Source organism: Streptococcus sp. HMSC074F05 (assembly GCF_001808725.1).
Taxonomy (GTDB): Bacteria; Bacillota; Bacilli; order Lactobacillales; family Streptococcaceae; genus Streptococcus; species Streptococcus parasanguinis_I.
In genome coordinates this window covers 767,173-780,195 of record NZ_KV794411.1, presented here as the reverse complement: position 1 = coordinate 780,195, position 13,023 = coordinate 767,173, and the positions used below count along the sequence as shown (strand labels likewise).

At 46.2% G+C, this 13,023-nt stretch carries 13 protein-coding genes; 9 read left to right on the top strand and 4 right to left on the bottom strand.

The features are described 5' to 3' along the window. The first annotated feature begins 81 nt into the window (after positions 1 to 81). The 8 genes from HMPREF2685_RS07540 to HMPREF2685_RS07505 all read left to right on the top strand — a co-directional run bounded on the left by HMPREF2685_RS07540 (position 82) and on the right by HMPREF2685_RS07505 (position 8,045). The gene (locus tag HMPREF2685_RS07540; RefSeq protein ID WP_070466698.1) at positions 82 to 579 is read left to right on the top strand and encodes a GAF domain-containing protein; all 498 of its coding nucleotides are present in this window, start codon (positions 82 to 84) and stop codon (positions 577 to 579) included. Then, positions 579 to 2,255, top strand: coding sequence for a DNA polymerase III subunit gamma/tau (gene dnaX, locus HMPREF2685_RS07535; protein WP_070466200.1), 1,677 nt, complete (start codon positions 579 to 581; stop codon positions 2,253 to 2,255). Before HMPREF2685_RS07540 ends, dnaX begins: the two co-directional genes overlap by 1 nt. A 38-nt stretch (positions 2,256 to 2,293) precedes the next feature. Further along, positions 2,294 to 2,491 (top strand): DUF3272 family protein, encoded by a 198-nt coding sequence (locus HMPREF2685_RS07530; RefSeq protein WP_049518722.1) that lies wholly within the window; start codon positions 2,294 to 2,296, stop codon positions 2,489 to 2,491. A gap of 206 nt (positions 2,492 to 2,697) precedes the next feature. After that, positions 2,698 to 3,960 (top strand): ABC transporter permease, encoded by a 1,263-nt coding sequence (locus HMPREF2685_RS07525; protein WP_070466198.1) that lies wholly within the window; start codon positions 2,698 to 2,700, stop codon positions 3,958 to 3,960. Positions 3,961 to 3,966: 6 nt separating this feature from the next. Then, a complete protein-coding gene (locus HMPREF2685_RS07520; protein WP_049472614.1) occupies positions 3,967 to 4,608 on the top strand; it encodes an ABC transporter ATP-binding protein in 642 nt (213 codons plus the stop codon). A 12-nt stretch (positions 4,609 to 4,620) separates the two neighbouring features. Beyond that, positions 4,621 to 5,997 carry an ABC transporter permease gene (locus HMPREF2685_RS07515; RefSeq protein WP_070466196.1) on the top strand — a complete coding sequence of 459 codons (1,377 nt, stop codon included), beginning with the start codon at positions 4,621 to 4,623 and terminating at the stop codon, positions 5,995 to 5,997. A 72-nt stretch (positions 5,998 to 6,069) separates the two neighbouring features. Further along, the gene (locus HMPREF2685_RS07510) at positions 6,070 to 6,723 is read left to right on the top strand and encodes a response regulator transcription factor (RefSeq protein ID WP_070466194.1); all 654 of its coding nucleotides are present in this window, start codon (positions 6,070 to 6,072) and stop codon (positions 6,721 to 6,723) included. Beyond that, entirely contained in the window at positions 6,720 to 8,045 is a 1,326-nt protein-coding gene (locus HMPREF2685_RS07505) for a sensor histidine kinase (RefSeq protein ID WP_070466193.1), read from the top strand. The genes HMPREF2685_RS07510 and HMPREF2685_RS07505 overlap by 4 nt, the downstream gene beginning before the upstream one ends. Before the next feature lie 190 nt (positions 8,046 to 8,235). Here the strand turns inward: HMPREF2685_RS07505 and HMPREF2685_RS07500 are convergent, their stop codons facing one another. Both HMPREF2685_RS07500 and HMPREF2685_RS07495 read right to left on the bottom strand, forming a co-directional pair. After that, the gene (locus HMPREF2685_RS07500) at positions 8,236 to 8,925 is read right to left on the bottom strand and encodes an ABC transporter ATP-binding protein (protein ID WP_070466191.1); all 690 of its coding nucleotides are present in this window, start codon (positions 8,923 to 8,925) and stop codon (positions 8,236 to 8,238) included. Position 8,926: 1 nt separating this feature from the next. After that, a complete protein-coding gene (locus HMPREF2685_RS07495; protein ID WP_070466190.1) occupies positions 8,927 to 10,030 on the bottom strand; it encodes an ABC transporter permease in 1,104 nt (367 codons plus the stop codon). Positions 10,031 to 10,132: 102 nt separating this feature from the next. Here HMPREF2685_RS07495 and HMPREF2685_RS07490 point away from each other — a divergent pair, with 102 nt between their 5' ends. Further along, positions 10,133 to 10,336 (top strand): hypothetical protein, encoded by a 204-nt coding sequence (locus HMPREF2685_RS07490; protein ID WP_070466188.1) that lies wholly within the window; start codon positions 10,133 to 10,135, stop codon positions 10,334 to 10,336. A gap of 659 nt (positions 10,337 to 10,995) precedes the next feature. Here HMPREF2685_RS07490 and birA read toward each other — a convergent pair. Together birA and HMPREF2685_RS07475 are read right to left on the bottom strand one after the other, a co-directional pair. Then, positions 10,996 to 11,937, bottom strand: coding sequence for a bifunctional biotin--[acetyl-CoA-carboxylase] ligase/biotin operon repressor BirA (birA, locus tag HMPREF2685_RS07480; protein WP_070466185.1), 942 nt, complete (start codon positions 11,935 to 11,937; stop codon positions 10,996 to 10,998). Between the two features lie 14 nt (positions 11,938 to 11,951). After that, the gene (locus HMPREF2685_RS07475; protein WP_070466183.1) at positions 11,952 to 12,959 is read right to left on the bottom strand and encodes a LacI family DNA-binding transcriptional regulator; all 1,008 of its coding nucleotides are present in this window, start codon (positions 12,957 to 12,959) and stop codon (positions 11,952 to 11,954) included. Between the last annotated feature and the right edge of the window lie 64 nt (positions 12,960 to 13,023).

The following is a 13,023-nucleotide window of genomic DNA, read 5'->3' as shown; positions in this document are numbered from 1 at the left end:
ATGACCGATTTCTGTCCCACTCTCTTTTCTTTCGTTGTTTGAAGCTTAATTTTTGAGCAAAGATTTGGTATAATGAAAGGTATGAAACATTCGGAAAAAGAATCACAATACCAGCTCTTGCTGGCTCAATTAGATGCTCTCTTAATGGGAGAAACCAATGCCTTGGCTAATCTTTCCAATGCCAGTGCGCTTTTAAATCAAGCCCTGCCTCGTTCGGTCTTTGCAGGTTTTTATTTGTATGACCAATCGGAATTGATCTTGGGACCTTTTCAGGGAGGTGTTTCTTGTGTCCATATCGCTCTTGGAAAGGGTGTCTGTGGAGAAGCAGCTCAAAAGCAGGAAACCATCATTGTCGATGATGTGCGCCAGCATCCCAACTATATTTCCTGTGATAGTCGGGCTATGAGTGAGATTGTGGTGCCTATGGTCAAGGACGGTCAGCTCCTTGGAGTTTTAGACCTGGATTCGGAGTGTGTCTCTGACTACGATCAGCTGGATCAGGAGTATTTAGAAAAGTTTGTCGCTCTCTTGATCGATAAGACAAACTGGGACTTTAAGATGTTTGGGGTTAAGAACTAATGTATCAAGCTTTATATCGGAAATACCGGAGCCAGACCTTTGGCCAATTGGTCGGCCAGCAAGTAGTGGCACGGACATTGAGACAGGCTGTCGAGCAGGAGAAGATCAGCCATGCCTATCTCTTTTCTGGTCCTCGTGGTACTGGGAAAACCAGTGTGGCCAAGATCTTTGCTAAGGCTATGAACTGTCCTAATCAAGTCAATGGGGAGCCTTGTAACGACTGCTATATCTGTGAATCCATTACCAATGGGAGCCTAGAAGATGTCATTGAGATCGACGCGGCGTCCAACAATGGGGTCGATGAAATTCGCGATATTCGCGACAAATCGACCTATGCTCCGAGTCTAGCCAAGCACAAGGTCTACATTATCGATGAGGTCCATATGCTTTCAACAGGGGCCTTTAATGCCTTGTTGAAGACGCTGGAAGAGCCGACAGAGAATGTGGTCTTTATCCTTGCAACAACGGAGTTACACAAGATTCCTGCGACCATTCTGTCACGGGTGCAACGCTTTGAATTCAAATCCATCAAACTGCCGGATATCGTTCATCATTTGGAAAGCATCTTAGCTACAGAAGGCATTGCCTATGAAGCAGATGCTGTGCAGATTATCGCTCGGTGCGCTGAAGGTGGGATGCGGGATGCCTTGTCCATTTTGGATCAAGCCCTGAGTCTGACTGCGGGTAGTGAGTTGACGACAGCAATCGCTGAAGAGATTACGGGCTCAATCAGCCTAGCTGCGCTCGATCAGTACGTAGCTGCCATCCTGGCTCATGATGCGACAGCGGCGCTGGATCAGCTGGCGATTATCTTTGATAATGGGAAGAATATGGCCCGCTTTGTCACGGACTTACTTCAATATCTGAGAGATCTCTTGATTGTCCAGACAGGCGGAGAAAATACTCACGCTAGTGACTTGTTTGCGGCGAATCTTGAAGCCGATCAAGCCCGTCTTTTTGCCCTGATTGACCAGGCGACGACTAGTCTAGCGGATATCAAAAATAGTCTGCAACCGCGTATCTATACTGAAATGATGACCATTAAATTGGCTGAAAGCACGGGCCAAGCTACTAACTCAGTAGCAGTGGAGGTTCCTTCTAATGTGCTAGCTCAGTTGGAAGACTTGAAGAAGGAAGTCGCTCAGCTCAAGCAACAGTTAGCGCAATCAGGTAGCGGTCTTCCTGCTTCAAAACCGACAGTAACTCGTCCAACCAAGTCTAGCAAGGGCTACCGAGCAGATCGAAACAAGGTCAACGCGATCTTGCAAGAGGCGGTTGAAAACCCAGAGTTGGCACGGACCAACTTGATCCGTCTTCAGAACGCTTGGGGGGAAATTATCGAGAGCTTGGCAGGTGCGGATAAGGCCCTCTTAATCGGATCTCAGCCGGTCGCTGCCAATGAAAATCACGCTATTTTAGCCTTTGAATCGGCCTTTAATGCTGAACAGACCATGAAGCGGGACAACCTCAATACCATGTTTGGAAATATCCTCAGCAATGCTGCTGGCTTCTCGCCAGAGATTTTAGCGGTTTCGATGGAAGAATGGACCCAAATCCGGGCAGAGTTTTCGGCTAAGGCGCGTGGACAAAAAGCGGAAGTGGTAGAAAAAGAGGAAAGTGTCATCCCTGAGGAATTTCACTTTTTATCCGATAAAATCACCCTGCAAGACGATTAATACATGAATTTTTTACTGAATCATGGTAAAATAATTTTATGAATAGAAAACAATTTGCAGTGATAGCAGTCTTTACTGCTATGGAGACATACTTTTTCAATGAAGCGACCATGGCGGGTCAAATGCTCTTTGCATGTTTTTGGGCCCTCTTGATCTTGCGCAATCTCCAGACAGCCTATATGGTGGAGAAGATTGCTAGTGCCATTGAAAAAGAAATCAACAAGAAAAGAAAATAAAACCTTTGAAAAGGAATCCTTTTTCAAAGGTTTTTTCTATGGCTATAGATAAAGTAACTCTAAACGACTGTTCAGTTTTCCTAGATTTTTCTAGGAAATTTTTTCTATTTCATAAACATTTCACATTTCTTTTCTATAATAACTATAACAAATGATGAAAGCGTCCACATTGTATCGCCGTGGACCTTGAAATGGAGGGTAAGATCATGCTCTTACAACAGGCAATCGCCTATATTTCTCGGAAAAGAACGAGGAATCTGGTTCTCTTTCTGATTCTCCTCTTGATCCTCTCTTGCTTGTATTTCTGTTTTTCACTGATGCAAGTGGGTGAAAGGTTGGAGGACCATATCAAACAGTCGGCTGGGACCAGTTTTGCCCTGACCAGTAAGCAAGGGGCTACTCCCTTTGCTCTGAAGGAAGCTGAAAAGGTGCAGCAACTAGCTGGGGTGGGAGCTATGGTTCCTCAATATGAAAGTCCCGTTCGCATTCTTGGTAAAGAAGCGGTGACGGGACAGCAGTCGGTGGAGCGAGACGATTTGGGGCAGGAAGCCAAGCAAGCGCTAGGCGCTGTCTTTACCCAGAAGACAGACCAGCACCTGGATTTCCGGAGTAGCAGTTTCCAACTGGTGCAAGGCAAGCACTTATCCGACAAGGCTCGCGGCCAGATCTTGATCCACCAAGAGTTGGCTAAGAAGAACAAGCTAAAGGTCGGAGATTCCTTGACCTTATCCAGCTTTCAGATGGGGGAGACTCCCGCCAAAGAGCAAACCTTTAAAATCATAGGGATCTTTTCGGGTAAGAAACAGAAAAAATTCACAGGGATGACCTCTGATCTGAGTGAAAACCAAGTCTACCTCCCTTATGAGGATGCGACTAAGCTACTTGGTCTCAGTCAGCAAGAAGTGACCCAGGTCACCTTTGGCGTCAAAGATCCTGAGAAAATCGATGCCCTCTTGAAGCAAGTCAAAAGCTTGGATCTGGATTGGCAATCTCTACGCGTGGTCGAAGATCGCAAGGCCTTTGACCAGATGAAGGAATCCTCTCAGACCCTAGAAGGCCTGGTGCGGATCATGATGATCGTCCTCCTAGTGACGGGAGCCGGTGCCCTATCGCTCTTAATCAGTCTTTGGACACGGGAGCGGATCCACGAAATCGGGGTCCTCTTATCCATTGGGAAGAGCAAGGGCCGGATCTTTAGACAGTTCCTCTTGGAAGTGGTGCTGGTATCCTTACTAGCGGTGATCCCAGCCTTTCTCATCGGGCGGATGGTCAGCCATCGTTTCTTAGAGCAGTTTGTCGGACAGACCGGTCAACAGCAGACCCTAGAATTACTCAACCAAATCCCTCAAGGCCTTTCCTTAGGAATCGCCTATGCTAGCCTCTTGTGCTTGATCCTTCTGTCGCTCGGTGTAACGACCAGCATGATCTGGCGCAAGAGTCCAAAAGAAATATTAACAAAAATGAGTTAAGGAGAAATGACATATATGCTAGAACTCAAACATGTATCCTATAGTTACCAAAGCTACCAAGAAGAGATCTTCTCAGACGTGAACTATCAGTTCAAAAATGGGACTTTTTACAGCATTATCGGTCAGTCTGGAGCAGGGAAATCAACCCTCCTATCCCTCTTGGCTGGTCTGGACAATCCCAAGAAGGGACAGGTTCTCTTTGATGGGGAGGACATCCAGACCAAAGGGTCTAGCTACCACCGCAAGCACCATGTCTCCCTGGTCTTTCAGAATTACAATCTGATTGACTATTTGACGCCACTTGAAAATGTTCGCCTGGTCAACAAACAAGCTGGGAAAGACATTCTCTTGGAGTTGGGATTGGACGAAACGCAAATCAAACGCAATGTCCTACAACTATCCGGCGGGCAGCAACAACGGGTGGCCATTGCGCGTGCGCTTGTTTCAGAAGCACCTGTCATCTTAGCAGATGAGCCGACAGGAAACTTAGATGAACAGACAGCTGGTGATATCATTGCCATTTTGAAGAAGTTGGCCAAGGAACGCCAAAAATGTGTCATCGTCGTCACCCACAGTAAGGAAGTGGCAGAGGCCTCCGATGTGGTCTTGGAATTGAGTCGCCGTAGCCTCGTTGAGAAGAGTAAGTAAGGAGGGAATGTTATGTTGCGCAATGCTTTTGCTTATATCACACGTAAATGGCCCAAGTCCCTCTTGCTCTTTGCCATCATTCTCCTCATGGTGACCTTGAGCTTGATCGGACTCTCCATGAAGGGAGCGACCCAAAAAGCTTCGTCGGAAAGCCTGGGATCCATCACTAATAGCTTCTCCATGCAGATCAACCGCAGGACCAATCCAGGAACCCCACGGGGAGCTGGGAATCTCAGAGGAGAAGATATCGAAAAAATCAGCCAGGTAGAGGGGATCACTTCCTCCATCAGGCGGATCAATGCCATCGCAGATATCCTAGACCACGAGATCATTGAGACTGAAGAAACCCTGCAAAATCAATCTCCAGAGCGGGCCAAATACTTTAAAAACACCCTGATGGTGACGGGGGTCAATGACTCTTCTAAAGAAGATAAGTTTGTCTCTGGAGCCTACAAGCTGGTCCAAGGGGAGCACTTGACAGACAAGGACAAAAACCAAATCCTCATGCACGAAGATTTGGCGAAAAAGAATGGCCTCAAGGTAGGTGATAAGGTGCGTCTCAAGTCTAATCTCTACGATGCTGACAATGAAAAAGGGGCTAATGAAACTGTCGAAGTGACCATTAAGGGTCTGTTCTCAGGGAAGAACCAAGCTCCTCTAACCTACGCCCAAGAGTTGTATGAAGATACCCTCATTTCTGACCTGGATACAGCTGCCAAGCTCTACGGCAATACTGTTCAAACAGCTACCTATGAGGATGCGACCTTCTTTGCCAAGGGGGATCAGGACCTGGATCAATTGATCGAAAAAATCAAAGCACTCGACATTGACTGGAACCTCTATGACTTGGTTAAGAGCTCTTCCAACTACCCGGCCTTGCAAAAATCCATCAGCAGCATGTTCCAAGTGGCGGACTACTTGTTTATCGGTAGCCTCATCTTTGCTAGCTTGCTTCTCACCCTTCTCCTCGTCTTGTGGCTCAATGCCCGTCGCAGAGAAGTGGGTATCTTGCTAGCTCTGGGACACTCCAAGGTGCAGATTGCAGGGCAATTCGTGGCAGAATTGGTCATGATTTCCATCCCCGCCTTCCTCCTCTCCTATGGAGTTGCAGGACTTCTTGCCAAAACAGTCGGAGATACGGTACTCAAGAACGTAACCAGTGGCATTGCCAAACAAATGGCTCAAGAATCCTCTGCAGCCAACCTTGGTGGTGGAGCTGAGGCAGAAAGCTTCAGTAAGACCCTGACAGACCTCCATATGGACATCCAACCGAGCCAATTGTTGGTGATTGTTTTGGTTGGCGGCCTCCTCTTGATTCTCGTATCCATCCTTTCTTCTCAATGGCTCTTGCATAAGAAACCAAAAGATCTCTTGGTGGATGTCGAATAAGAGATTGTTTCCTAAAATAGAAATAGGGTATAATAGGAGGTAGAAGAAGTTTCTTAGATAAAAGGAAAGTGTATGAAGATACTAATCGTAGAAGATGAAGTCCTGATTCGCGAAGGGATGAGCGACTATCTCATGGAATGTGGCTATGAGGTCTTTGAAGCAGGTGATGGGCAGGAGGCCTTGGACCTCTTTCACAGAGAGGCGCCAGATCTGGTCTTGCTGGATATCCAGCTCCCTATCCTCAATGGCTTGGAAGTGCTCAAGACCATCCGGAAGACCAGCTCGGTTCCTGTCCTCATGCTGACGGCCTTCCATGATGAGGACTATAAGTTGACAGCCTTTGGAGAGTTGGCAGATGGCTACCTGGAAAAACCCTTTTCCTTGTCCCTCTTGAAGGTCCGTATCGAAGCTATTTTTAAAAAGCTCCAGCCTTCACGGATCTTCACCTATGGAGAGGCACGGGTGGATTTTGAGAGCTACACAGCCAGTCTAGCTGGGCAAGCCATCTCCATGAATGCCAAGGAGTTGGAAATCTTGGAATACTTGCTCCAGCATGAGGGTAAGGCCCGGACCCGCTCTCAGATCCTCGATGCCGTCTGGAAGGAGACAGAGGAGATTCCTTTTGACCGGGTGATCGATGTCTATATCAAGGAACTACGAAAAAAACTAGAGCTGGACTGTATCGTTACGGTGCGCAATGTCGGCTATAAATTGGAGAGACCATGACCAAACGGAGTATCTTTGCAAAGATCTTTCTGATCACCTTTGCCCTTTTTAGTGGCTTAGTCATCCTTCTACACGCTTCGGTTTACTTTATTTTCCCATCGACCTATATCGAGTCTCAGCGCCAGACGATTTTGAAGAAATCACAGGCCTTGGCCAAAAGTTTTCAAGGCCAGGAAGAAGGGACCATTGAGTCGGTCATTGACCTTTATTCCAAGACCAATGATATCAAGGTCTCGATCAAGGGCAAGGAAAAACAAAATGCCCTAGAGGTCAAGGATGACTTGCTCCTGAACCCGGATAGCCAGAACAATTCCCTGGTCATTGAGGAGCGAAAGATCCAGACTAAAGAGGGGAAGGACTTGACCTTGCAATTCTTAGCAACTGTCGATTCCCAAAAGGAAGCGCGGGACATCAGTCTGGGCTTTCTTCCCTATAGTCTCCTCGCTTCCTTTGTTCTGTCACTGATTGCCTCCTATCTCTATGCCCGCCTGATTTCTGCTCCGATCCTTGAGATCAAGCAGATGACCAAGCGGATGAAGCGACTGGATCGGACGGCCAGTCTTCCCATTCATTCGCAGGATGAGATCGGCGTCCTCAAGCAACAGATCAACGACCTCTATCACCATCTCCTAGAAGTGATCGACAATCTAGAGCAGCAGAAACAGGAAAATCTGAAGTTGGAGCAGATGAAGGTCGAATTCCTACGGGGGGCCTCGCATGAGCTCAAGACGCCGCTAGCCAGCTTGAAGATTATCCTAGAAAATATGCGGGATAAGATTGGCCGCTACAAGGATCGGGACCGCTACCTGTCGGTCTCCCTCGATATCGTCGATGAGATGAACCAGATCGTCCTAGAAATCCTGTCCCTGTCCTCTGTCCAAGAATTGGCCGGTAACAAGGAGTGGATCCAGCTGGATCAGGTCGTAGAGCAGATCCTCGACCAGTACAAGGTCTTGGCTCAATCCCGCGCGCTCACGATTGACAATCAGATCCCTGACAAAGCCGTCTATATGGACCCAGCGATTCTGAAATTGGTTCTCTCAAATGTCATCAGTAATGCCGTTAAGCATTCGGATGCGGGTGGAGAGATCCAGCTCCGTCTCGAAGAGGAAGGGACGCACTTGGCGATTGAAAATGCCAGCCAGGAAATGGTAGAGACCGCCGAGCTGCCAATGACCGCTAGCCGTCAGAAGAAGGAAGGAGGTCTGGGACTCTTCGTGGTCCAACACTTGCTAGACCATGAAGAACTGGCCTACCAATTTGATAAAACAGCTATGGGCTTGCGCTTCCGTATGGAGCTGCCCAAGGAGCCACAAGAATAAAAAAAAGAGAGTGGGGCAGAAATCGGTAATTCGTTAGAATTCGATTTCGTCGTCCCACCTCCGCACAGTTGAGTAGGACTGTAAAAGCTGATGAAAGCAGCGTAGTAGAGCCCACTCAACCACTGCGTCTTGCTCGACAATCCAAAAATAATTGAGAGGCTAGGACTTTTGTCCCAGCCTCTTTTTGTATTTAATCAACCTTTTCTACCTTATGCAATTGGCCGTGTTTTAATTCATAAATGGTATCCACATAGGTCAGGATGGAGCGGTCATGGGTGACCATGATGGCGCTCTTGTTTTTGGATTTGACTTCTTTTTGGATCAATTGGGCGATTTCTTGCCCTCGATCTGGGTCTAGGCTAGCGGTTGGTTCATCGGCTAAGATGACCTGTGGATTTCCGATGAAGGCGCGAGCGATGGCTGCCCGTTGTTTTTGTCCACCCGACATCTGATTCGGGTATTGGTGGTAACAAGCTTCGATGCCAAGATCTGCCAACAAAGCCTTGACTTCCTCTTGGCGTTTTTTCTTGTCCTTTTCCCCTTTTAATTTGGCCACCAGTTCTAACTGGTCACCGATTTTCATATAGGAGAGGAGCTGGTGATCCTGAAAGATAAAGCCGAGCAATTCCAGCCGTTTTTGCGTCCACTGGCCTTGGTTGAGTCCAGTCAAGTCTTGGCCTGCGATGCGAATCCGCCCCTCATCCGCTGATAAAAGCAAGCCAGCGATGGCTAAAAGCGTGGACTTACCAGATCCTGAAGGGCCCAAGATGGCGACAAATTCATTGGGTTCGACGCTTAACTCTAGCTGGTTGAGGACATGGTGCATCTGGCTGCCATCGGCGTAGGATTTTCTGATATTTTCTAATGCGATAATGGCCATCTTATTCTCCATTTCCACCAATGACTTCGATTGGATCTACTTTTTTGATTTTGACAAGGGACAAGGCACCACACAAAATAGAGGTCAGGATAAAGCTAACCGAGATGATGAGATTGTCTTTCAGGGTCATAAAGGAAGGGACGCTATTGGGTAAAAATGGCGCCATCATAGTTGCCAAACCAAGCCCCAGCAGTACTCCGATGAGGGAGATGATGGTGAGCTGGGATAGTTGGACATAGGTAATCTGGCTCATGGACATGCCAATGGCCTTTAGGACACCAAACTGTTTCAACTTTTGCAGGGTCAGGATATAGAAGAAGACCCCAAGGATAGCAGAAGAAGCGAGTAAGAGCACCCAAGTGATCATCCGTAGCGTCAGGTTTTGAGCCTTGTAGCCAGGGATTTTATCGATCACCTGCTTCTTATCCGCCACCATCAAGTTGCTGGCTAGATCGCTAGAAGTGATGCTTTTCTTGGTCACAAGGGTTTGGGCTTGCCATTGATAGCTTGGATCTGTTTTTTGCCGCATGCCTGTGTAGGTATCCGAGCTGATAAAGCCAATCTCGCTATAACCGTATTTAGCATTTTTCGCGAAGGCCACGACCTTGAGTTTTTGCTTAGAAGTTTTGTCGATCACGTGATCGCCGACTTGGATCCCCTCATCCTCTTTGAAAGAACTGTCCAAAATGACCTCGTTTTTCTTTAAGTCGGAGATCTTGAGGTCTGCATCGTCTATGATTGGATTGAGGATTTCCTCTTCATTGTGATCGGTCGCGAAGTAGGTGATATCCAGAGTGTTGGAATCCTCTGATTTTGAGACGGTTGCCCGCTGGATGGACAAGCCAGAATAGTCCATCCCCTCTATCTTTTGGACCTCATCTACGTCTTTCGCCGTAATAGTTGAAAAGGGAATAATCCCTTCTGAATCTGTCGAAAGGATGTAATGTAGCGACCCATAGTTATCGATTTGGGCCGATACCGACCGGCCCAGTCCATTTGTCAGCCCGGACAAGAATACCACCATAAACATGAGGATGGTAATGAGGAGTTCAATCAGGATAAACTTCTTGGGTTGGTATTTCATTTCATTCCATGCGATTTTCATATTCGTTCTCCTTTTAGCACGGAGGTGCTCGAGCAGGGTTGCTAGCACCTAAACATACTCTACCATCATACCACAAGTGGGGGGATAATAGGGGGATGGTGTTTGGTAGAGTATGAAAGGATCGGATTTGTTTACTGTGTTCAATTTGATTCTCAATTATTAATTGTTAATGAATACAAAAATAAATCTGCTATAGACAAGAAAAAAGCCTTGATTTCAAGGCTTTTTCCTGTTGATTTAGATGCCCCCTGCATGGATTTGGAAAGGACTTTCATATTGAGAATAATTAATAATGTTGAAATTTAATTGAATTTCGGAAGGCGCTTTTAGGTATTTTCAATGTCATGATATAAAGTAGGGCAAAAAACATACTGAATTGAACTGTTTAGTAGCTTAAATATATCATGGCGCTATCTAAAAAGTTAATTTTATAGAGTTTGTTGGAATAGTTACTGAGTTTTTTGTTTAATATTCAAACTTTATTATTATATCATGAAAATAATTAGAAAAACAGACTTGTATTATTTTGAAATTTGTATATGATGAAGGTGTAAGAACTAGAAAATAGCCTGTTAGAAAGGGGAATGAAAGAATTAATCAGGCTATATAAAATTGGGGATTGGTATTTAATGTTGTCAACCAAGAAAGTAAAAGCTAAAAAATGCAAATACATAAAAAAATTTTTATAGTAGCGCTGGTTTTATCCATTTGTATCTCACTTTATTTTCTTATCAATCCGTCTAATATTCTCATCTTTCCGATTTTTGTGAGTGAATTTGATGACACCACATTTAAATATTACATGTTTGTGAAGATTGGAATTGTATTATTATTTATCAAATTCTTACTGGATATATGCTTAGAGTATATCAAGAATTGGTTTAAAAAGTTTTGATATTTCTTTACACAAAAGAGTCTGAGACAGCGTTTTGTCCCAGACTCTTTTTTGAGTTGTGAGCTCTGTTTTATAGATTCCACTGCTTGAGGGAGACTTCGCCGCTATTGAGCCAGATTTCTTCTTGATTTTCTAACTGGACCAAGAGTTGGCCGGTATCGGAGATGTCTTTGGCGATGCCCTGATAGGTCTGCTGGTTCTGCTCAAAGGTGACAGTTCGTCCTAAGACCAGGGAGCGCTCTTTGTAGAGGTAGACTAGTTCATCGATATCCGTATGAAGAAATTCCCTCCAAATCTCGCTGATGAGGTCATTGCGGGTGATGGGACAAGGGCCTTCAAATAAGGAACCAGCCTTGCTTTCTAGATCTTCTGGGAAAGTAGGGATGGCTAAATTGAGACCGACTCCGATAATGACATCTGTGACAAGGCCAGTCTCGATGGATGTGATGGCTTCGGTTAGGATTCCCCCAATTTTTTTATGGCGGTAGTAAATATCGTTGACCCATTTGATATCGACATCGATCAGGGTCAGATTTTTAATAGCCTTATAGATGGCTCCTGCGACCATGAGGGTATAAGGAGGGAGCTCCGCAGGTGGGAGTTGGGGCTTGAGGTGAAGGGACATGTAGATGCCCCCTTGATCGGGAGAGTAGTAGTCGCGACCAAAGCGGCCCTTTCCAGCAGATTGGGACTTGGCCAGGTAGAGAGCCCTGCCCTCTTTATGGGCTTCCATGCCTAATTTTGCGTCCAATTGGGTAGAATGACATTCTTCATTCAAAGTAACGGTCAACTGGGTATTGCTGGCGATGACTTCAGGAAGCAGAATATCGCCTGAGACCAGTCTATAACCCTTCTTTTTTAGGGATTCGATGACGACCCCATCTTTTTCCAGGCGCTGAATAGCCTTCCAGATGGAGGTGCGGGAAACGCCTAATTCTTTTGCCAACTGTTCCCCGTTGACGTAATCATCTGCCTGAGAAAGGGTTTGAAAGAGGATTTCGTGTGTTTTCATAAGACTAAGACCTCCTAGCGACTGCTGTCTCGAATCGTCAGTTTGGTGGCTAATTTGACCATGCAGGGAACACTTGGTTGAGCCCCCTGAAAGGTTTGTCGCAACAGCTGAATGGCTTGCTTGCCCATTTCTTCTGTGTAGACGGTCACTGTAGAGAGGGCAGGAAAGACATACTTGGCGATGGAAGTATCATTGAAGGAAATGAGACTGACGCGATCAGGTACTGCGATTTGGTGCTCCTGAAGGGACCGAAGGGCTCCGACAGCTATGGCATCACTGGCCATGAAAAAGGCAGTTGGCAAGTCGTCGCCCAGTGCTTGAATCAGCTGCTCCATCATCTGATAGCCCGACTCAGTTGAGAACTGGCCGACAGTGACAAAGCGATCCTGATAGAGCCCTTTCTCCGTGAGATACTGTTGAAAGACTCGTTGACGAGGATCCATCTGAAGCGGTGTCGCATCTGCCGTCTCTTCCTGACCAACCAAGAGACCGATCTCCTTGTGGCCATGCTCAAGGAAATATTCGAGAGCGGTGATGACAGAATCTTCTAGATCGGTCGTCACACAGGAATGCCCTAAATAGAGGGTATTGCTATCGACAAAGATCAGGGGTTTGCCGTAGCTTTCTAGATCTCGAATGGTCTTAGGACTGAATTTCCCAAGAGCGACGATGCCGTCTGCCTCTTGAATCAAGGACCAATCGTCATTATTGAAGATACGAAAGATCTCATAGCCTAATTCCTGGGCTTGTTTTTCTAACCCCATCCGAATGGCATAGTAGTAGAGGTCATCTAATTCTTCTTCGCGCGTGTACCATTCAAAAATGACGATTTTATGAAAATCCTCAACTGGTTGAGGCGCTGTTTTGCGGCTTTTCTTTTGGTAATGCAGGTCCTCGGCGATGCGAAGAATCCGACTGCGCGTGTCTTCACTAACCGATAAGGTCATATCCTGGTTGAGGACGCGAGAGACCGTTGCCTGAGAAACGCCTGCTTTTTCCGCAATGTCTTTAATCGTTGCCATAGTTCATCCTTTATTGATTTCTACTTCCAGTATACTCTAAAAAATAGTAAAAAGAAATAAAATT